The sequence below is a fragment of the Serratia sp. G204Y genome, assembly GCF_051172435.1.
Lineage (GTDB): Bacteria > Pseudomonadota > Gammaproteobacteria > Enterobacterales > Enterobacteriaceae > Serratia > Serratia sarumanii.
This window is the reverse complement of record NZ_JBPIZA010000001.1, coordinates 2,763,876-2,784,451: the sequence shown is the minus strand read 5'-3', so window position 1 is coordinate 2,784,451 and position 20,576 is coordinate 2,763,876. Positions and strand designations below refer to the sequence as shown.

General features: G+C 58.0%; 18 protein-coding genes. 5 read left to right on the top strand and 13 right to left on the bottom strand.

Features of this window, described 5'->3' with window-relative positions; translation table 11 throughout:
• Window positions 1-64: 64 nt before the first annotated feature.
• The 3 genes from dxs to xseB are packed head-to-tail and all read right to left on the bottom strand — an operon-like array spanning window position 65 to window position 3,154.
• Window positions 65-1,930 carry a 1-deoxy-D-xylulose-5-phosphate synthase gene (dxs, locus tag ACSBQQ_RS13695; RefSeq protein ID WP_033647313.1) on the bottom strand — a complete coding sequence of 622 codons (1,866 nt, stop codon included), beginning with the start codon at window positions 1,928-1,930 and terminating at the stop codon, window positions 65-67.
• Between the two features lie 34 nt (window positions 1,931-1,964).
• Window positions 1,965-2,885, bottom strand: a complete 921-nt coding sequence (gene ispA / locus ACSBQQ_RS13690; RefSeq protein WP_033637304.1) for a (2E,6E)-farnesyl diphosphate synthase — start codon at window positions 2,883-2,885, stop codon at window positions 1,965-1,967.
• A 5-nt stretch (window positions 2,886-2,890) separates the two neighbouring features.
• Window positions 2,891-3,154, bottom strand: a complete 264-nt coding sequence (gene xseB, locus ACSBQQ_RS13685) for an exodeoxyribonuclease VII small subunit (RefSeq protein ID WP_015376838.1) — start codon at window positions 3,152-3,154, stop codon at window positions 2,891-2,893.
• Window positions 3,155-3,314: 160 nt separating this feature from the next.
• Between xseB and thiI the strand changes: the two genes are divergently transcribed.
• The 3 genes from thiI to ACSBQQ_RS13670 all read left to right on the top strand — a co-directional run bounded on the left by thiI (window position 3,315) and on the right by ACSBQQ_RS13670 (window position 8,452).
• Window positions 3,315-4,763, top strand: a complete 1,449-nt coding sequence (gene thiI, locus ACSBQQ_RS13680; RefSeq protein WP_047569033.1) for a tRNA uracil 4-sulfurtransferase ThiI — start codon at window positions 3,315-3,317, stop codon at window positions 4,761-4,763.
• Window positions 4,764-5,213: 450 nt separating this feature from the next.
• Complete coding sequence (locus ACSBQQ_RS13675; RefSeq protein ID WP_060429153.1) at window positions 5,214-6,791, top strand: filamentous hemagglutinin N-terminal domain-containing protein; 1,578 nt, start codon at window positions 5,214-5,216, stop codon at window positions 6,789-6,791.
• A 44-nt stretch (window positions 6,792-6,835) separates the two neighbouring features.
• Window positions 6,836-8,452 (top strand): ShlB/FhaC/HecB family hemolysin secretion/activation protein, encoded by a 1,617-nt coding sequence (locus ACSBQQ_RS13670; RefSeq protein WP_065424455.1) that lies wholly within the window; start codon window positions 6,836-6,838, stop codon window positions 8,450-8,452.
• A 46-nt stretch (window positions 8,453-8,498) separates the two neighbouring features.
• Here ACSBQQ_RS13670 and yajL read toward each other — a convergent pair whose 3' ends face one another.
• The gene (gene yajL, locus ACSBQQ_RS13665) at window positions 8,499-9,101 is read right to left on the bottom strand and encodes a protein deglycase YajL (protein ID WP_033647310.1); all 603 of its coding nucleotides are present in this window, start codon (window positions 9,099-9,101) and stop codon (window positions 8,499-8,501) included.
• Window positions 9,064-9,975 carry a 2-dehydropantoate 2-reductase gene (panE, locus tag ACSBQQ_RS13660; RefSeq protein ID WP_060429151.1) on the bottom strand — a complete coding sequence of 304 codons (912 nt, stop codon included), beginning with the start codon at window positions 9,973-9,975 and terminating at the stop codon, window positions 9,064-9,066. Before panE ends, yajL begins: the two co-directional genes overlap by 38 nt.
• A 182-nt stretch (window positions 9,976-10,157) precedes the next feature.
• On the opposite strand from panE, the gene ACSBQQ_RS13655 reads away from it, so the two are divergent.
• The gene (locus tag ACSBQQ_RS13655; protein ID WP_004940373.1) at window positions 10,158-10,649 is read left to right on the top strand and encodes a YajQ family cyclic di-GMP-binding protein; all 492 of its coding nucleotides are present in this window, start codon (window positions 10,158-10,160) and stop codon (window positions 10,647-10,649) included.
• Window positions 10,650-10,683: 34 nt separating this feature from the next.
• Here the strand turns inward: ACSBQQ_RS13655 and ACSBQQ_RS13650 are convergent, their stop codons facing one another.
• The 8 genes from ACSBQQ_RS13650 to ACSBQQ_RS13615 all read right to left on the bottom strand — a co-directional run bounded on the left by ACSBQQ_RS13650 (window position 10,684) and on the right by ACSBQQ_RS13615 (window position 19,591).
• A complete protein-coding gene (locus ACSBQQ_RS13650) occupies window positions 10,684-12,048 on the bottom strand; it encodes an MFS transporter (protein WP_033653267.1) in 1,365 nt (454 codons plus the stop codon).
• Window positions 12,049-12,246: 198 nt separating this feature from the next.
• Window positions 12,247-13,137: a heme o synthase gene (gene cyoE / locus ACSBQQ_RS13645; RefSeq protein WP_019454196.1), complete on the bottom strand. Its 891-nt coding sequence runs from the start codon at window positions 13,135-13,137 to the stop codon at window positions 12,247-12,249.
• Between the two features lie 17 nt (window positions 13,138-13,154).
• Window positions 13,155-13,493 carry a cytochrome o ubiquinol oxidase subunit IV gene (locus ACSBQQ_RS13640; protein WP_004940369.1) on the bottom strand — a complete coding sequence of 113 codons (339 nt, stop codon included), beginning with the start codon at window positions 13,491-13,493 and terminating at the stop codon, window positions 13,155-13,157.
• Window positions 13,493-14,107, bottom strand: coding sequence for a cytochrome o ubiquinol oxidase subunit III (locus ACSBQQ_RS13635; protein WP_004940367.1), 615 nt, complete (start codon window positions 14,105-14,107; stop codon window positions 13,493-13,495). Before ACSBQQ_RS13635 ends, ACSBQQ_RS13640 begins: the two co-directional genes overlap by 1 nt.
• Window positions 14,097-16,088 (bottom strand): cytochrome o ubiquinol oxidase subunit I, encoded by a 1,992-nt coding sequence (cyoB, locus tag ACSBQQ_RS13630; protein WP_033637313.1) that lies wholly within the window; start codon window positions 16,086-16,088, stop codon window positions 14,097-14,099. The genes ACSBQQ_RS13635 and cyoB overlap by 11 nt, the downstream gene beginning before the upstream one ends.
• 3 nt (window positions 16,089-16,091) lie before the next feature.
• Window positions 16,092-17,042, bottom strand: a complete 951-nt coding sequence (gene cyoA / locus ACSBQQ_RS13625; RefSeq protein ID WP_025301763.1) for a cytochrome o ubiquinol oxidase subunit II — start codon at window positions 17,040-17,042, stop codon at window positions 16,092-16,094.
• A 440-nt stretch (window positions 17,043-17,482) separates the two neighbouring features.
• Window positions 17,483-18,961 carry a muropeptide MFS transporter AmpG gene (gene ampG, locus ACSBQQ_RS13620; RefSeq protein WP_033653264.1) on the bottom strand — a complete coding sequence of 493 codons (1,479 nt, stop codon included), beginning with the start codon at window positions 18,959-18,961 and terminating at the stop codon, window positions 17,483-17,485.
• Window positions 18,962-19,012: 51 nt separating this feature from the next.
• Window positions 19,013-19,591, bottom strand: a complete 579-nt coding sequence (locus ACSBQQ_RS13615; RefSeq protein WP_033634001.1) for a lipoprotein — start codon at window positions 19,589-19,591, stop codon at window positions 19,013-19,015.
• Between the two features lie 314 nt (window positions 19,592-19,905).
• On the opposite strand from ACSBQQ_RS13615, the gene bolA reads away from it, so the two are divergent.
• Window positions 19,906-20,220, top strand: coding sequence for a transcriptional regulator BolA (gene bolA / locus ACSBQQ_RS13610; RefSeq protein ID WP_004940361.1), 315 nt, complete (start codon window positions 19,906-19,908; stop codon window positions 20,218-20,220).
• The last annotated feature ends 356 nt before the right edge of the window (window positions 20,221-20,576 follow it).

Sequence of the window (20,576 nt, the reverse complement as noted above, 5' to 3'; positions counted from 1 at the left end):
TCCCGGAGGGCGGAAATGAAAACGCCCCCGAAGGCGGAGGCGTTTTGTCAGGCGCGAGTGGCGATTACTGCGCCAGCCAGGTTTCGATTTGGCGCTGAATGCCGGCGGCGTCCAGCCCCAGATCGGCGCGCAGTTCTTCCTGGCTGCCCTGCGAGACGAAGCTGTCCGGCAGGCCGAGGTTCAGCACCGGCACCGGACGGCGTTTGGCCATCAGCAGTTCGTTGACGCCGCTGCCGGCGCCGCCCATGATGGCGTTCTCTTCCAGCGTGACCAGCGTTTCATGGCTGGCGGCCAATTCGAGCACCAGCTGCTCGTCCAGCGGTTTGACGAAGCGCATGTCGACCAGCGTGGCGTTGAGCGCCTCCGCCGCTTGCGCGGCCTCCGGCAGCAGGGTGCCGAAGTTGAGAATGGCGATCTTTTCTCCCTGGCGGCGCGCCACGCCTTTACCGATCGGCAGCAGGTTGAGCGGCTCCAGCGCCGCGCCGGTGCCGGTGCCGCGCGGATAGCGCACGGCGCTCGGGCCGTCGTTGTAGTGATAGCCGGTGTACAGCATCTGGCGGCATTCGTTCTCGTCGCTCGGCGTCATGATCACCATGGTCGGGATGCAGCGCATGAACGACAGATCGAACGCCCCCTGGTGAGTCTGGCCGTCGGCGCCAACGATGCCGCCGCGATCGATGGCGAACATCACCGGCAGGTTTTGGATCGCCACATCGTGGATCAGCTGATCGTAGGCGCGTTGCAGGAAGGTGGAATAGATCGCCACCACCGGCTTGTAGCCGCCGATCGCCAGCCCGGCGGCGAAGGTGACCGCATGCTGCTCGGCGATCGCCACGTCGAAATATTGCTGCGGGTAGTCACGAGAGAACTGCACCATGCCGGAGCCTTCGCGCATCGCCGGCGTGATCGCCATCAGCGAGCTGTCTTTGGCGGCGGTTTCACACAGCCAGTCGCCGAAGATTTTCGAATAGGTCGGCAGACCGCCGGCGCTTTTCGGCAGCGTGCCGCTGGCGGGATCGAACTTCGGCACCGCGTGGAAGCTGATCGGATCCTTCTCCGCCGGCGCGTAACCGCGGCCTTTCTTGGTCATGATGTGCAACAGCTGCGGGCCTTTCAGATCGCGCATGTTTTTCAACGTGGCGACCAGCCCCTGCACGTCGTGCCCGTCTACCGGGCCGATATAGTTGAAGCCCAGCTCTTCGAACAGCGTGCCCGGCACCACCATGCCTTTCAGGTGCTCTTCGGTGCGTTTCACCAGCTCCTTGATCGGCGGCACGCCGGCCAGCACTTTCTTGCCGCCTTCGCGCAGGGTGGAGTAAAGCTTGCCGGACAGCAGCTGCGCCAGGTGGTTGTTCAGCGCGCCGACGTTTTCCGAGATCGACATCTCGTTGTCGTTCAGCACCACCAGCATGTCCGGGTTGATGTCGCCGGCGTGGTTCATCGCTTCGAAAGCCATGCCGGCGGTGATGGCGCCGTCGCCGATCACGCACACCGTGCGGCGGCCTTTGCCTTCACGTTCCGCCGCCACCGCCATGCCAAGGCCGGCGCTGATCGAAGTCGACGAGTGGCCGACCGACAGCACGTCGTATTCGCTTTCGGCGCGCCACGGGAAGGGGTGCAGGCCGTTCTTTTGCCGAATGGTGGCGATACGGTCGCGGCGGCCGGTCAGAATTTTGTGCGGGTAGGCCTGGTGGCCGACGTCCCACACCAGATGATCGAACGGCGTGTTGTAGACGAAATGCAACGCCACCGTCAGTTCGACGGTACCCAGCCCGGAGGCAAAGTGGCCGCTGGAGCGACTGACGCTGTTCAGCAGGTATTGCCGCAGCTCATCGCACAGCTTCGGCAAGCTCTCTTTGGGCAGTGAGCGGAGTTCCTCGGGGTTTTCCGCTAGCGCCAGGGTTGGGTATTTGGCTATATCAAGACTCATTCGATACTCATATCAGAGGAGTTAACGTCACACGTTAATTGTCGCGTTCAATAATGAAGCTGGCTAACGCTCGCAATGGCGCTGTGTTATAAGATTGCGCTGCCAAAGTGTCTAATGCAGCTAATGCTTCCTGATAGAGATCCCACGCTTTTGCTTTCGCGCTGTCAAGCCCGAGCAACGCCGGGTAGGTACTCTTTCCGTGTTGTTGGTCCGCTCCCTGGCGCTTGCCGATTTTTTCAGTCTCGCCGACAACGTCCAAAATGTCATCCTGCACCTGGAACGCCAGGCCAACCGCAGCGGCGTAACGATCCAGCTGCGGCAACGCCGCTCGCCCGGCTTCGCCGGCGCTCAGCGCGCCCAGACGCACCGCCGCGCGGATCAGCGCGCCGGTTTTGTGGCGATGGATCTGCTCCAGCGCCTGCAGGTCCACGCGTTTGCCTTCGGCTTCCAGATCCAGCGATTGGCCGCCGCACATGCCGGCTACACCGCTGGCGGTCGCCAGTTCAGAGACCATCGCCAGCCGATCGCGCAGGGCCACGTCGGGCATTTCAGCATCGGCCAGGATCGAAAACGCCAGCGTTTGCAGCGCATCGCCGGCCAGGATCGCGTTGGCTTCGCCGAATTTAATGTGGCAGGTCGGCTGGCCGCGGCGCAGATCGTCGTCGTCCATCGCCGGCAGATCGTCGTGGATCAGCGAGTAGGCGTGAATGCATTCCACCGCCGCCGCCGGCGCGTCCAGGTTGGCCAGCGACACGCCGAACATCTGGCCGGTGGTGTAGACCAGGAACGGGCGCAGGCGCTTGCCGCCCAGCAAGGCGCCATGACGCATCGCCGCCACCATGTTGCCGTCGTTGAACGGCAGTGGGGCGATGAAGTCCAGCAGCGCGCGATCGGCGCGCTGGCGGAAAATCTGCAGTTGATCGGCAAAAGCGGCCGCTGGGGCGATCTCAGACATGTCGGTTACTCGGCATCCGGTGTGAAAGGCGCCAGCGCCGCGTCGTCGGCGCTGTCGTTAAGGAGTATCTGCACACGCTGTTCCGCCTGTTGCAGTTTCTGCTGGCCCTGACGCGCCAGCTGCACGCCGCGTTCGAACTCGTTCAGCGCGTCTTCCAGCGGCAGTTCGCCTGATTCCAGACGCGTCACGATGCTTTCCAGCTCGCCGAGGGCGCTTTCAAAGCTGGCTGTTTGCTCTGTACTGGCTGATTGTGCTGGTTTTTTCGGCATAATTTTCTTTTTACGTCATCATGTGAACCGTGGCGCCAGAGCCTATCCTAGCGGATCTTGATTAGCAAATCATGGCGCTCATGTATGGTTTTGTGCGCAGAGCGCGGCGATATGGTGATATACTCCGCGCCGTAATTCTTATCTGACAACAAAGACCGCCATGAAGTTTATCATTAAATTGTTCCCGGAAATCACCATCAAGAGCCAATCTGTGCGCTTGCGCTTTATCAAGATTCTCTCGACCAATATTCGCAACGTCCTGAAGCAGTATGATGAAACGCTGGCGGTCGTCCGTCACTGGGATCATATCGAAGTTCGCGCCAAAGATGAAAACCAGCGGCCGGTCATTGCCGACGCCCTGACGCGCATTCCCGGCATCCACCATATTCTGGAAGTGGAAGATCGCGCTTATACCGATATCCACCACATCTTCGAGCAGACGCTGGAAGCCTACCGCGCCCAGCTGGAAGGCAAAACCTTCTGCGTGCGCGTCAAGCGCCGCGGCAAGCAGGCGTTCAACTCGCAGGACGTGGAGCGCTATGTCGGCGGCGGTCTGAATCAGCATATCGAGAGCGCGCGCGTTAACCTGACCCGCCCGCAGGTTACGGTAAACCTGGAGATCGAAGACGACAAGCTGATGCTGGTCAAACGCCGCCTCGAAGGCATCGGCGGTTACCCGGTCGGCACCCAGGAAGACGTAATGTCGCTGATTTCCGGCGGTTTCGACTCGGGCGTGTCCAGCTACATGCTGATGCGTCGCGGCTGTCGCGTGCACTTCTGCTTCTTCAACCTGGGCGGCGCCGCGCACGAGATCGGCGTGAAGCAGGTGGCGCACTACCTGTGGAATCGCTTCGCCAGCTCGCACAAGGTGCGCTTCGTCGCCATCGATTTCGAGCCGGTGGTGGGTGAGATCCTGGAGAAGATTGACGACGGCCAGATGGGCGTGGTGCTCAAACGCATGATGGTGCGCGCCGCTTCGCAAGTGGCCGAGCGCTACGGCGTGCAGGCGCTGGTGACCGGCGAAGCGTTGGGGCAGGTCTCCAGCCAGACGCTGACCAACCTGCGCTTGATCGACAACGCGTCCGATACCCTGATCCTGCGTCCGCTGATCTCGCACGATAAAGAGCACATCATCAAGCTGGCGCGCGAAATCGGCACCGAAGACTTCGCCAAAACCATGCCGGAATACTGCGGCGTGATTTCGAAGAGCCCGACGGTGAAAGCGATCAAGGCCAAGATCGAAGAGGAAGAGAGCCACTTCGATTTCAGCATTCTCGACCGGGTGGTGAGCGAAGCGAAGAACGTCGATATCCGCTCCATCGCCGAGCAGGCGCAGGAACAGGTGACCGAGGTGGAAACCGTCGCGGCCTTCGGTGCCGACGAAGTTATCCTGGATATCCGCTCCAACGACGAGCAGGAAGAGAAGCCGCTGCAGTTGGAACAGGTTGAAGTGAAAGCGCTGCCGTTCTACAAGCTGAGCACCCAGTTCGGCGATCTGGACCAGAGCAAAACCTACCTGCTGTACTGCGAGCGCGGCGTGATGAGCCGCCTGCAGGCGCTGTATCTGCTGGAGCAAGGCTTCAGCAACGTGAAGGTTTATCGTCCGTAATTTATCCGCCGGCGTCGCCAGACACCGGCCGTTTTCTTTCAAAGCGCATTTTCCCGCCAAATAACCCTGCTTATTACGCCGTTTTTTAAATAATACACTTAACTTGGCTTTTGTTTTTATTAAAATCACTTCAGTCAATATATTAAATATCTATTGATTTTTTTATTTGATGGTATGGATATTATTGTTATCGAACGCTGGCAGCCCTGTCGGTGTTTATCTGCAGATTCCCTATTGAAATTGTGTTTTGGCATTTGATTGCGCATATTTTTTCTCTTACTGTGCAAATTATATTTTTGCTGAGCATAGGCCATTCGTATTTTATGGTTATCAGGGTAATGCACATTGCAAAGGAGGATATCCCTATGGCCATTAATGTTTTTCGCCATTAGTCTGAACGTCAGTTAATGGTTGGCAGGGATGGACAACGTTATTTAAGGAGAGCGATTAATGAAAATGAATAAGACGACATTGCTGTTGTCGGCAGCGGCGTTGCTGTTGCCCAGCGCGCCGCTGTTGGCGCAAATAGCACCTCAGGCGGGGGGCGCATCGGTTGACCATATCAATCAGGTGCCGGTGGTGAATATCAATCGTGCGGGTGCGGACGGTGTCTCGCATAACGTTTACACGCAGTTCGACGTTGGCGCTCAGGGCGCTATTTTAAATAACAGCCTTGCGGGCGCGAATACGTCATTGGCCGGAACCGTTGCGGGGAACGCTCAGTTAGAGGGTCGTGCAGCTAAGGTAATTCTGAATGAAGTGAATTCGGCAAATAAAAGTATTTTGAAGGGGGTGGTAGAAGTCGCCGGGCAACGTGCCGATGTTGTCATTGCCAATAAATCCGGCATTACCTGCAACGGTTGCGGTTTTATTAATGCCCGCAACGGCGTATTAACTACCGCCGATTTGCAGTTCAAGGACGGCGCTTTTAACGGCTTCCACGTTAATCAAGGCAATATTCGAGTCGAGGGGGAGGGCTTGACGAAGGGAGATGTCGATTATACGGCTGTTATTGCGCGCACGGCGGAAATCAGCGCGGCGGTTCATGCGGACGCCCTGTTAGTCTCGGCGGGGAAAAAAACGGTTTCGGCAGATCTATCCCGCTTCAATAGCGTTGAAGCGTCTAAAGATAAGCCTGAAGTATTGATCGACGTCGCCGAGTTGGGGGGAATGTATGCCAACAAGATTAGGCTGGTCGCCAATGAAAACGGCGTAGGCGTCAATAGCGGCAATGCCAATGGGGCGGGCTCCAACGCCGGCGCCGCGTTGAACAATGTCAGCATCGTCAGTATCCAAACCGACGCGGGAAGTGATGAACGCGTGCAAATCGGCAACGGCGCTCAAAACGTATCTCGCGCTTCCGTCGGTATCGCCAACCGCGGTCAGATTCAGGCGAAAAACGGTGGCGCCGACATCAGTACCGACTCGCTGGTCAATCAAGGAAATATCGCCTCACAGGGGCAATTGAACATCAGCGCTACCCGGCTGCAAAATGAAAAGAACGTGAATGCGCGTTCTGCCTCCCTGACGGCAACGCAGCTGGACAATATCGGCCGCATCGAGGGCGAGGCAATACGGCTGAATGCGACCCAACTGAACAATCGCGGCAGCGTCAAAACGCAAAACGGCGCGCTGACACTGCGGGCGACCCGCGTCGACAATACCGGCGGCATTCAATCCGCGCAGGCTTTGCAACTCAACGCCACCAGCTTGTTCAACGCCGGCAATGGCGTGATCGAAGCCCAAAACGGCGCGGCGATCCAAGGAACGTCCATAACCAACCGCGGGAGCATCGTTTCTCGCGCTTCTTCCATCAGCTTGTCGGACACCAGTTTCAGCAACTACGGCAGGATTGAAGCCTATGGCGATATCAGCCATCGCGGCGTCTCTTTCAACAACTCAGGCACGATGCGCTCCACGTCCGGCGCGGTCACCAACAACGGCCGCGACATCAACAAGCCCGCGAATAGCTGGGGTTGGGGATACGGCGGTTTCGGCTGGCCTTACGGTTGGTCTTATTGGATGTGACAAACGTTTCCCCCACCCAAGGGTGGGGGAATGGATGAGAGAGCATGAAAAGGGAATGTCTTATTCTTTGTCTGGGCGTGCTGTTCAGCTGTTGCAGCCGCGCTGAAGCCACGCCGGCGCCGGCCAAACAACGCGTTAGCCAGGAAAGCCTCATCGGCGATACGCAACGCAAGCTGTTACCGTCCACCCCTCCTGTTTTGTCGCCGCAGCCGGAGCAAAACGCGCAAGCGGACATATTTATCAGCGAATCTCCGTGTTGGATGATCGATAAAGTCGAAACGGCGACGGCGCCGCTACGCCTCACGGCTTTCAAACAGTTGGCGCATACGGCCCGTGGCCGCTGTATGGGGGAGAAAGGGTTGGCGAGGTTGCGCAAAAAGCTGCAAAACGCGCTTATAGCGCAAGGCTATATCACTTCGCGGGTGCAGCTCGACGTTCAAGAGGTACCGGCAGGGATACTGAAGGTTCGTGTGCATTATGGCCGCATCGGTCAGCTGAAAATGCAGGCGGGCAGCAGCGCCTATTTCCGCCCCGATGCGCTTTTTCCCATTGCGGCCGGCGATGTGCTGAATTTGCGTAGCATCGAGCAAGGGCTGGAGAACATGGGGGGGATACCGGACGTCATCAGCGATATCCGCATTGCTCCGGGCGAACGAGCTGGCGAAAGCGATATCGAGATCCTGCGCCAACAGGATAAATATTGGCGTTTTACCGCCTGGGCGGATGATGCCGGAGTTCGTTCTACGGGGCGTTATCAGACCGGCGGCGCGCTGTATCTCGATAATCTGACCGCATTGGGCGACGTTTTTTACCTGTCGATGGCGCGCAGCATTCTGGCGCCGCCGGGCAAAGGCAATGAAAGCCGCGCCCTGTACTATAGCTTGCCTTGGGGATACTGGCGCTTCAGCGCGTTGGGCGGAGACAGCCGCTATCACCAGACTTTCGCCGGCAACTTCACCGATTATCGCTATAATGGCCGTTCGCAGTATTGGGGGCTGCAGGCTGACTATACGTTGGCGCGCGGGATGAATGAGAAAACGTCGTTGAATGCGCAACTGCTGCAACGTCATTACCGCTATTACCTCAATGACACGGAGATTGCCTTGCAGAGTGCACGGCTAACCAACCTGAAGCTGGGCGTCAGCCATCTTTATTATGGCGCCCGTGCGCAAATCGCGCTGACCGCCGACGCCCTTGCCGGCGTCGTGAAGGGGAGCTCACATGCCGAACAGCAGCTGCGAGCGGGCGGCAGTATGCTGAAACCCTTCAATGCATTTGGTCATCGTCTGCGTTATCTCGGGGAGTTATCGGGGCAATGGGCAAGCGCCGCACAGCCGATCCAGGATAAGTCGTTTATCGGCGACCGTTCTACGGTGCGCGGGTTTAGCGGCGACAGCAAATTGATCGGCAGCAGCGGAGGGTATCTGCGCAATACGCTGACGTTGGAACGTGACATGCTGCAACCTTATATTGGATTCGACTATGGGCAGTTGGCCAAACAACAGGGGGAAGGCGGCCAGTTGGCGGGGAGCGTCATTGGCCTGCAGGTGAATCAGGGGCGTTTTGCTGCGGACATTTTCGCCGGCACGCCGGTGATCAAACCCGGCGCGCTGCCGAGTGAGCGTCTGGTTTTGGGCTTCTCCAGCCAGCTCAGTTTTTGACGCGATACGGGGCGCGGATCTGCGCCCCGTGTTTACGATCGCTGATTCAGTTTTCTTCACTGTCGCGATAATCGTACATCCCGGGGATCAGCACCAGCTGCGCGGCGATCTCCGCCGCCTTGGCCTTGCCGAGCAGCAGGTCTATCAGCTTCAGCGCGAACTCCATCGCGGTGCCCGGCCCCTGGCTGGTGAGCAGGTTGACGCGCGCGTCGTACACCACGCGGCGCTCCATCCATTTATCCGCCGGTATCTGGTCTTTCAGGCCCGGGAAGCCGGTCATGTTGCCGATCGGGAACAGATCGTGATGCTGCAGCACCAGCGCCGGCGCCGCGCAGATGGCGGCGACAATGTTGCCCTGCAGATGCATCTGCCGCACCTTTTCCACCAGCAGCGGGCTGTCGCGGAAGCATTCTGCGCCTTTCAGGCCGCCGGGCAGCACGATGGCGTCGAACGGCTCATCGACGATCGCCACCAGCGGCGCGTCGGCCAGCAGCTTGACGCCGCGCGAACAGACGATAGTCAGCTCGCCGTCGCCGGCAACGCTGGCGGTAGTGACTTTTACGCCCGCCCGCACCAGCAGATCGAGGGTGGTGACGGCTTCGATTTCTTCGCTACCAGGTGCCAGGCAGACCAGCGCCGATACGCTCATATTCATTTTCCTTTCGTTTAATCAGTTCAAACAGCCGCGCATTCTCCGGCAGCGTGAGGCCGTGGCTGCGCGCGCGGCGCAGCAGGTAACCGGTGATGTAGTCGATCTCGGTGTGCCGCTGGCTGCGGATATCCTGCAGCATCGACGAAACGTTGTCGGCGGTGCTGTGGATCACGTCCATCACGTATTGCATCAGACCTTCGCAGGAGGTGTGGTAGCCCTCCATCGCCATCACGCTGGCGACTTCACGGCACAGCGTTTCGATCTGCTCCGGGTAGCGCTGCAGATCGCCGTTGCGGCAGCCGTACAGCGCCGTCAGCGGGTTGATCACGCAGTTGACCGCCAGCTTGCGCCAGTTGGCCGAGGCGATGTTGTTGTGCCAGGCGACGTCGGGCAGCGCCTGATGCAGCACTTCCGCCAGGTGGCTGAGGTGTTGGGCGGCCGGCGAGGTGGGGCCAATGTGGGTGATGCCGGTGGCGACGTGAATAATGGTGCTGCCTTCGTGGCGCGCGGCGTGGGTGGTGGTGCCCTGCAGGATCGGCTGGCCGTTCGGCGGCAGCTCCTCCTGGGTGCCCATGCCGTTGTGCAGCAGCAAAATGGCGCACTGGGGGTTCAGCTTCGGCAGCAGCGCGCTGACCGCGCTGGACACCTGCCAGGCTTTCAGCGTCACCAGCAGCAGCTCGCTCTGCGCGAGGTGCTCCGGATCGTTGGTGGGCAAGTTGCGATTAAACGAGACGCCTTCCGGCTCTATCACGTTCACGGCGCAATAAGGCTGAGGCACTCTTAGCCATCCCTGCACATCGTGGCCCTGCTGATACAGCCGGGAGAGCCACAGTTGTCCGAGCGCGCCGCAACCAAGAATGGTTATTTTCATTCAGTCTCCTTGGAAACACGGGAATACCGCTCAATTACCGTGAATTAACTATAGGCTTTATGGCAGCCCGAAGCGCTATCCCTGCGTGCGTTCAGCAGATTTTGTCTGAGGCGGCAAAGCGGTTATCATGCTCGGCATCAAAATCGCCTAAGCTATTAGGCACTCATTCAGGAGGAAGAAGTATGCCATCTTTCGACATCGTTTCCGAAATTGATATGCAGGAAGTGCGTAACGCCGTTGAGAACGCCACCCGCGATCTCGGCACCCGCTGGGATTTTCGCAACGTGCCGGCCAGCTTTGAGCTAAACGAGAAAAACCAAAGCATCAAGGTTGCCACCGAGTCTGATTTCCAGGTGCAGCAGCTGCTCGACATTCTGCGCGAAAAGCTGAGCAAGCGCAGCATCGACGGCGCCGCGCTGGAGATCCCGGAAGAGTTTACCCACAGCGGTAAAACCTACAGCGTGGAAGCCAAGCTGAAGCAGGGGATTGAAACCTCTGTGGCGAAGAAAATCGTCAAGCTGATCAAAGACAGCAAGCTGAAGGTGCAGGCGCAGATCCAGGGCGAAGAAGTGCGGGTGACCGGCAAGTCACGCGACGATTTGCAGAGCGTGATGGCGCTGGTGCGCGGCGGCGATCTGGGGCAGCCGTTCCAGTTCAAGAACTTCCGCGATTAATCTCTACGGGGCCGGCATTGCCGGCCCTGATGCTTTATAGCGAATTGACCAGCGCTTCCAGCTGACCGCGATTGGTCTGCTTGGTATCCACCTTGACGTAGGCGCTGCGCTCTTCCGGCACCACGATCGCTTCGGCCACGCCGGGCTGCGCCTTCAGGCGGCTTTCCAGCGCCGAATCCTTCACCGCCAGTTCCGACAGCGTAATGCGCAGGCTGCTGACATACGGTGGCTCTTTCATGGTGCTGCTGACCAGGAACCAGACCGCGGCCAACACGGCGCCGGCGATAAACACCAGCCCTGCGCCCTGCAACCCGTATAGCCAGCCGCCGAGGCTGCCGCCGATCGCCACGCCGATAAACTGGCTGGTGGAGTAGACCCCCATCGCGGTGCCCTTGTAGCCGGCCGGCGATTCTTTGCTGATCAGCGAAGGCAGAATGGCTTCCATCACGTTGAAGGCTATGAAGAACAGCTGCACGCCGGCGATGATGCCCCACAGGCGCGCGCCGGAGAGCCACAGCAGCACTTCGGCGCAGAACAGCACCGCCACGCAGCCCATAAACACCTGTTTCATGCGGCGATATTTTTCGGCATAGATGATGAAAGGCACCACGGCGGCGAACGACACCAGCATGGTGACCAGGTAGACGATCCAGTGCTCGCTGGCCGCCAGCCCGGCTTTTTCCATCGCCAGCGGCAGCGCCACGAAGCTCGACATCAGCAGGATATGCAGGCACATGATGCCGAAGTTGAGCTTCAGCAGGCGCGAGTTGCTCAGCACCTTGCGGAAGCTGCCGCGCACGATGCTGGACTCGCGGTTCAGCAGGTGAGTGTCGGCGGAAGGCACCACCGCCAGGGTGATGACAATGCCGGCCAGCGCTAGTACGGCGATCATCCAGAACAGCGCATGCAGGCCTAAGGCGTGGGTGATGATAGGGCCCAATACCATGGCGATGGCGAAGGTGATGCCGAAGCTGACGCCGATAAACGCCATCGCCTTGGTGCGGTTCTGCTCGCGGGTCAGATCGGAGAGCAGCGCCATTACCGCGGCGGCGATGGCGCCGGAGCCTTGTAGCGCGCGGCCGAGGATCACGCCCCAGATCGAGTCGGTAGCGGCGGCGATCACGCTGCCGAGGGCAAAGATCAGCAGGCCGCCGACGATCAGCGGCTTGCGGCCGATGCGATCGGACACCAGGCCGAACGGGATTTGAAACACCGCCTGCGCCAGGCCGTAGATGCCGATGGCGATGCCGATCAGCGCTTCGCTGGCGCCGTTGAGCGCCATGCCGTAGGTGGTCAGCACCGGCAGTACCATAAACATGCCGAGCATGCGCAGGGAGAAGACGGTGCCCAATCCCCAGGTGGCGCGGCGCTCCTGCGGGGTCATTGAATTATCGTTCACATCAAACCTCGGTAAAAACCATGCCATCAGACGTTGAGACAGCGCCTGATGGCATGATTTCTGTAAAGCTGCGTCATTTTAGTGTGCAGGGCAGGGGGGGTAAATCGAATGTTGTTTAACAGATATTACAGTTCGGCCGCTTTTCGGCGTGACAAATAAAATGGGCCGCAAAAGCGGCCCATTCACAGATGATTTGGCTTACCAAACGTAGGTCACCAGCGCTTCAGGCGCCGCCGTGGCGCTGAAGTCGATCGACATCATCACGCTCAGCGAGGTGATGGCGACGATGGAGAACACGAACAGTTTACGCGCCCAGACGCTGTCGTTTTCGGTTTTGTAACCGCGCAGCGCCATGCCCAGCCACCAGACGCTCACCGCCGCAGCGACGATCAGGTATTTGTAGCCGGCGTAGCCCACCAGGGTCAGCATCAGCGTGGCGATCATAAATGCCAGGATGTAGACCGTGATGTGGTTCTTGGCGACGGAAATGCCTTTCACCACCGGCAGCACCGGAATGTTGGCCGCCTGGTAATCTTTAAAGCGGAAGATAGCGATCGCATAAGAATGCGGCATCTGCCACAGGCTAAAGATAGCCAGCAGGATCAATGCCCCGGCGTCGAACTCGTTGGTTACCGCGCAGTAGCCGATAACCGGCGGCGCGGCGCCCGACAGGCTGCCGATCAGCGTGCCGTAGACCGAGTGGCGTTTCATGTACAGGCTGTAAACGCCGACATAAACCACGAAGCCCATCACCGCCAGCCACATGGCCAGCGGGTTGGCCGCGATATACAGCAACGCGAAGCCCACAATACCCAGAACGGTCGCATAAACCAGGGTGACACTCGGCGCGATCAGGCCTTTTACCAGCACCCGATTCTTCGTTCTCTCCATTTTCTTGTCGATGTCGCGGTCGATGTAGTTGTTAAACACACAGCCCGACGCGACCACCAACGAGACACCCACCAGGGTGGCGAGAAACAGGGGATAGTCGATGCTCCCTTTGGAAGCGAGCAGGAATCCCCCAACGACAGAAATTAAATTGCCGAAAATAATTCCTGGTTTAGTGACTTGCAGGTATTGCTTAATCATCACGTGCAGCTCAGCTCTTAATCGACCATCATATTGATGTTGAGGTTGTACATAATCCAGAGTGAACCTACAACAACGATACCGATGATCATAGCGGTGAACAGCAATGCCACCAGGTTCCAGCGCTCTTCCGATGAGGTGTTCATGTGCAGGAAGTAAACCAGGTGAACAATCACCTGGATAACCGCCATGCCGACAACAACCGCCAGGATGGTGGAATGAGAGGCAGTGCCGTTCATTACCATCGCAAATGGAATTACCGTCAGGATGATCGACAGGATAAAGCCGATCAGGTATGACTTCACGCTGCCGTGGCTTGCGCCGCCGTGAGAGGTTTCATGGGATGAATGGCTCATTACATAACCCCCAGCAGGTAGACAACGGTAAATACGCAGATCCAGACCACGTCCAGGAAGTGCCAGAACAGGCTCAGGCACATCAGGCGGGTTTTGTTGGTCGCGGTCAGGCCGAACTTGCTCACCTGAATCATCAGCACGATGATCCAAATCAGGCCGGAAGTTACGTGCAGACCGTGGGTGCCGACCAGCGCGAAGAAGCTGGACAGGAACGCGCTGCGATCCGGACCGAAGCCTTCGGCGATCAGATGATGGAATTCATAGATTTCCATCGCCACGAAGCCCAGACCAAACAGGAAGGTCAGGAACAGCCAGGTGTTTACACCGCCAACTTTACCCTTGTTCATGGCGATCATCGCCATGCCGTAGGTGATGGAGCTGAACAACAGCAGGAAAGTTTCGACCAGGACAAACTTCAGGTCGAAGATGTCTTTACCTGAGGGACCGCCAGCGGTCCCGTTCACCAGGACTGCATAAGTCGCGAACAAGCTCGCAAACAAAATACAGTCGCTCATCAGGTAGATCCAGAATCCGAAGACTTTGGTCTCTCCCGCGTCGTGGTGCCCATGCTCTGCATGGGCTGCGTTATGATTGGTCAGAGTTTCAGTTGACATGGTTCACGCCTGCTTTACGGATTTGTTCGTAGTGTTGGTTCTCAATGCGCTCGATTTCATCAACCTGCACATAGTAGTCAACATCGTGATCGAAGCTCTTGCCGATCCAGACAACGATCATACCGATGAAGCCGGCCAGAGCCATCCACCAGATTTCCCAAATCATTGCGAAACCGAATACCAGGCTGAAGAAGGCGATGATAACGCCGGCGCCGGTGTTCTTAGGCATATGAATCGGTTCGTATTTAGCCGGTTTCTTATACGCTTCGCCTTTTTCTTTCATGTCCCAGAATTCATCACGGTCATGAATCTGCGGCACTACGGCAAAGTTATAGAACGGCGGTGGAGACGAAGTTGACCACTCCAGAGTACGAGCGCCCCATGGGTCACCGGTCAGATCGCGGTTTTGTTCGCGGTCACGGATACTGACGAAGATCTGGATCAGCTGGCACAGGATGCCGCAGGCGATCAGCGCCGCACCGCCGGCTGCAACCAGCAGCAGAGGGTGGAACTCAGGGTTGATGTTCTGGCTGATACGACGGGTCATACCCATAAAGCCCAATGCGTACAGCGGCATGAAGGCGGTGAAGAAGCCGATGATCCAGAACCAGAACGCGCGGATGCCCCATTTTTCGTTCAGCGTGAAGCCGAAGGATTTCGGGAACCAGTAGGTCAGGCCCGCGAAGCAACCGAACACCACGCCGCCGATGATGACGTTGTGGAAGTGAGCGATCAGGAACAGGCTGTTGTGCAGCACGAAGTTCGCGCCCGGCACCGCCAGCAGAACGCCGGTCATACCACCTACGGAGAAGGTGATGATGAAGCCAACGGTCCACAGCATCGCGGAGTTGAGCTTGATACGGCCCTGATACATGGTGAACAGCCAGTTGAAGATTTTCACCCCGGTCGGGATGGAAATGATCATGGTGGCGATACCGAAGAAGGCGTTAACGTTCGCGCCGGACCCCATGGTGAAGAAGTGGTGCAGCCAGACGATGAACGACAGAACGGTGATCGCGATGGTTGCCCATACCAGTGAGGTATAGCCGAACAGGCGTTTTCTGGAGAAGGTCGCGGTGACTTCGGAGAACACGCCGAACACCGGCAGAACCAGGATATACACCTCTGGGTGACCCCAGGCCCAAATCAGGTTGATGTACATCATCATGTTGCCGCCCATATCATTGGTGAAGAAATGGGTGCCCAGATAGCGATCCAGGGTCAGCAGCGCGATGGTGACGGTCAGAATTGGGAAAGAAACGATGATCAGGACGTTGGTACACAGCGCCGCCCAGGTGAACACCGGCATCTTCATCATAGGCATGCCTGGGGCACGCATCTTCAGAATGGTGGCGAAGAAGTTCACGCCGGTCAGCAGGGTACCCAGACCGGAAATCTGCAGACTCCAGATCCAGTAATCGACCCCGACGCCAGGACTGTACTCTTTACCCGACAGCGGCGGATACGCCAGCCAACCGGTCTGAGCGAACTCACCGACCCCCAGGGAGATGTTGATCAGCACAACGCCCACCACGAAGAACCAGAAGCTCAGGGAGTTCAGGAACGGGAAGGCGACGTCGCGCGCACCGATTTGCAGCGGCACCACGACGTTCATCAGGCCGACCACGAAAGGCATCGCCATGAAGAAGATCATGATAACGCCGTGCGCGGTGAAGATCTGGTCGTAGTGGTGCGGCGGCAGGAACCCGGCTTCGCCGGCGGACGCCAACGCCTGCTGGCTACGCATCATGATGGCGTCGGCGAAACCGCGCAGCAGCATGACCATCGCCACGATGATGTACATGATACCAATTTTTTTATGGTCGACCGAAGTCAGCCATTCGCTCCACAACCACTTCCATTTGCCGAAATATGTCAGCAGCGCCAGCACTGCCAGGCCCCCGACAATAATTGCGGCTACGGTGACCATGATGATCGGTTCGTGGTACGGAACCGCATCAAGTGTTAATTTTCCCAACATCAGTTATTCCTCGGCTCCGGCGTGAGCAGCATGTTCACCCATGTCCATACCTTGGCTCATGTCCATGCCTTCGTGCGCGCCAGCGCCTTTGTGCATATCCATGTCGCCCATGAATTTGGCAATTGTTTCTTTGAACAAATTCGGTTTGACAGCGGCAAAGTACTCAACCGGGTTGTTTTCACTCGGCTCTGCCAGTTTGTTAAAGTCGTCGGTGGTGTTCAGGTTTTTAGACGATGCCTTCACCTTGGCCACCCACTGATCGAAGTCGCCTTCGGTCGGGGTAACGATCGCGGTGAATTTCATGCCGGAGAAGCCTGCGCCGCTGTAGCTGCTGGAGATGCCTTTGTAGGCACCGGCTTCGTTGCCGATCAGGTGCAGTTTGGTCTGCATGCCGGCCATCGCATAAATCTGTCCACCCAACTGCGGGATAAAGAACGAGTTCATTACCGAGTTAGAGGTGATCTTGAATTCGACTGGAACATCTTTCGGGAAAGCCAGCTCATTAACGGTCGCAATGCCTTGTTCCGGGTAGATGAACAGCCATTTCCAGTCGAGCGACACCACTTCGATCGTCATCGGCTTCTTGTCGGTGACAATCGGCTTGAACGGGTCGAGTTCGTGGGTGGTCTTCCAGGTAATGGTGCCAAGGATGGCGATGATAATGATAGGAATGGTCCAGACGACCGCTTCGATCTTGTTGGAGTGGGCCCAGTTCGGACTGTACTTGGCGTCTTTGTTGGAAGCGCGATACTTCCAGGCAAAGGCGAACGCCATGAAGATAACTGGCACCACCACGATCAACATCAACGCGATTGCAGTGATAATCAGTGTCCGTTGCTCAACACCAATTGCTCCTTTGGGATTCATCAAAACCATATCGCAACCACTGAGCAATACAGTGGCTGCGATTAATGACAGCATCCCAATACTTTTATTGTATTTCTTAAGTCTCATCTAACGACCTCAATAACAAAGGCTCAATTGTCGTTTCATGTGTGCGGGCATTTTACGGGAAGGTTGCAGTACTGTAAACATGCTTAAGGGAGTGTCAGCGGCTTGTTGACACTTTCTGTTAAGGGGGTCACAGATGTAACCCTGCGTGACAATTTACTAATGACAACAACGCGTTGGCACGCTGAATCGTGACGAGCAGCCCGTATGTTAAGGAAAACTAAAGGTATGATGAATTTGGCGAAGAAATGCGCGGCAGGGAAATACGAAGAAAAGGTTTATTTAATGTAAAATAATTGTGTCTTAAAGGTGAATTTAATTTTATTTCCGAGCGCGGCAGTCGGATAAAAAAATAATTTTCGCGCCGATTATCTTTTTTTAGCGAAATAAATATACCCCCGGATCGCTTTTTTTTCGGCCGGCGAAATCGCCGGCCGGTCAGATTATGCCAAACGGGTGCGGCGAAGGGCGAGGTAATCCAGCGTGCTGCCCATCGCGACGCCGAGCAGGCTCAGCGCGGCGCCGACTTGCAGCAGCCGATCGGCCAGCAGCGGTGCCTGCGTCCAGTCCAGCGCATTGGCGATCAGCAACAGCAACCACAGGCCCAACAGCGAACAGCCTAGCGTCAGCAGGCGCAGTGCCCAACGGTAAGATTCTGAAAACTCGGTGCGCGGCATGAAGTCGCCATGCTGCTGGGTGTGCTCCAGCGTCTGACGGCAGATGCCGAGCAGCAGCAAGCCGGGCAGGGCGGCGGCGATAGAGAACAGGTAGAACAACGGCCAGCCGTGGGCTTCGACGAACCAGCCGGCGATCGGGCCGACATAGACGCGCCCCACGGCGGACAGCGCCGACAGCAGCGCGAACTGGGTGGCGGAGAACGAACGGTTGCACAGCGTCATCAGCAGCGCCACGAAGGCCGCGGTGCCCATGCCGCCACACAGGTTTTCGAGGAAGATGGCGCTGCCCATGGTGAGCAGGCTCTTGTCGGTCACCGCCAGGATCCAATACCCGAGGTTGGAGACCGCCTGCAGGACGCCGAACAGCATCAGCGCGCGGAACAGGCTGAGACGCTGCATCAGCACACCGCCGAACAGGGCGCCGACGATGGTGGCGAACAGGCCGAGGGTTTTGTTGACCAGCCCGACTTCACCGGCGTCGAACCCCACACCGCGGATCAGGAAGGTGGTGCTCAGGCTGCCGGCGAAGGCGTCGCCCATTTTGTACATCACGATCAGCAGCAGGATCAGCCAGGCGTTGTTGCGGCCGAAGAAATCACGCAGCGGCGCGACGACCGCCTGTTCCATGGTGCGCGGCGCCGGGATGCTTTCGTCCGGCTCCGGCGCCAGCAGCGTGGCGGCCACGCCGATCAGCATCAATCCGGCCATCAGCCAGTAGGTGGCTTGCCAGCCGAAATAGCGATCCGCCAGCCACAGCGCCAGGCCGCCGGAAACCAGCATCGCCAGCCGGTAACCCAGCACCGAGATCGCCGCGCCCGCCCCGCGCTCTTCGGCTTTCAGCAGATCGGTCTTGTAGGCGTCGAACACGATATCTTGCGAGGCGGAGCAGAACGCCACCAGCACCGCCAACGCCGCCAGCCACCACAGGTGCTGCGCGGGCTGCATAAAGCCCATCGCCACGATCGCCGCCACCAGCAGCAGCTGGCTGACCAGCAGCCAACCGCGCCGCCGCCCGAGGAACGGCGGGGTATAGCGGTCCATGAACGGCGACCAGAGGAATTTGAAGACGTAGGCCTGGCCCACCAGCGAGAAGATGCCGATGGTTTTCAGATCGATATTTTCGACGGTCATCCAGGCTTGCAGCGTGCCGGAGGTCAATGCCAGCGGCAGACCCGACGCGAAGCCCAGCAGCAGCAGAATGGCGGAGTTACGCTGGGTGAAAATGTTCAGATAGTGTTTCGACATGAGTTCCCTGTCTGCGCCGCCCGATCCGCCGGGCGGCACAAGGCGCGGCGATTAACGCGCGTTTTGCTTGATGAAATCGTTGACGCTGGTGTCCTGGGCCATATCGGCGATCACGTCGCCCAGCACGGAGTTGACGGCGTCGGTGATCTTCTCGTTGGTGGCCGTGAAGGCGCCCTGCACGTTATAGGTCGAGCGGTAATTCTTCACCTGCTTGTTGCCGTTCTTCGCCTGGGCGATGATCGAGATGTCGGCTTTGGTGGTGATGTTGTAGCGCAGGTTGCCTTCGGAGACGTCCGCGTACAGATTATTGACGACGATTTGCAGCGCCACCGGGCCGTCGGCGCCGATCATGTAGCCGCGAGCGCCCATCTGTTTCTCCAGCACTTCCTGCAGCAGGAAACGCAGATCGCGCGATGGCGTCAGCGTGACCAACTGGCCGTCGCGGTTCACCTTGGCCAGCGCCTGATCGGTGCGCTGATCCGCGCCGTTGATGCTGACGGTGATGCCCTGCAGGGTAGGATCCTGCTGCGGCAGAACGATTTTCGGCGTGACGTTCAAGGTGTTGCTGCTGGTCGCGCAGCCGGCCAGCAGCAGGGCGGCCAGCAAAGGAAGACAAAGTTTCTTTAACATGTTTTCTGTCTCATTCTCGATGGATTTAGCAATAATCAGAGCGGGATAGCTGACAACAAATTGCCGACATCATAGCATCGCCGCCGTGCGGTGGAAGCGCGGAAGGCGCCTGAGTGACAAATTTTTACCTGCCGTTGATAAAAACACGCTTTTTTGGCCCGCTCAATCGGATAATCCCCCAAGCGGCGGGGATGACGCTCATCATTTGACCGCAGAAAAGAGAAATTTGTCCCGGCGATGGTCTAAACGGGGGGAAACCGGCTAATATTGAACTAGATGGGCACGGTCCTCTGCCGGTGTTGTAAGGAGATCCTATGATTCGCGAGCAAATAGAAGCAAAGTTAAGGGCGGCGTTTGAGCCCGCGTATCTGGAAGTCGTTGATGAAAGCTATCGTCATAACGTTCCGGCGGGTTCAGAAAGCCATTTCAAAGTGGTATTGGTCAGCGATCGCTTCGTCGGCGAACGTTTTTTGACGCGCCACCGCTCCATCTACGGCGTGCTGTCGGAGGAGCTGGCGGACGGCGTACACGCGCTGGCGCTGCACACCTACACGCTCAAAGAGTGGGAAGGGTTGCAGGATACCGTACCGGCCTCGCCGCCGTGTCGCGGCGCCGGGACGCTGGCCTGAGGGGGAAATTTTCAGGTATCAGTGGAACTTTGCCCTTGAATTAGGGTATTACTACTGACGAATTTTGAAACGGCCTGCGGGCCGTTTCTGTTTTTGACGACGACACGGCCGATGCGCAATGTGGCCAACGTTCGGGCTGTTTTGGCGGCCTTTTGGCGATCGAATCGGCAAAAGTGTGAGTTTTAGCGCGCCTGCGCCGCCTAGCTTTCCTCGACTCGCCATGCATGCGCCGCTATAATGTCGCGTCTTATTTTTCCGGAATGGTTTCGGGACGCTTCTGTCATCAGGGAACTCGGTTCTTATTTGTAGCCGTCCTGGTTCTTGGAACGGAGTTGACCGAGCACTGTGATTTTTTT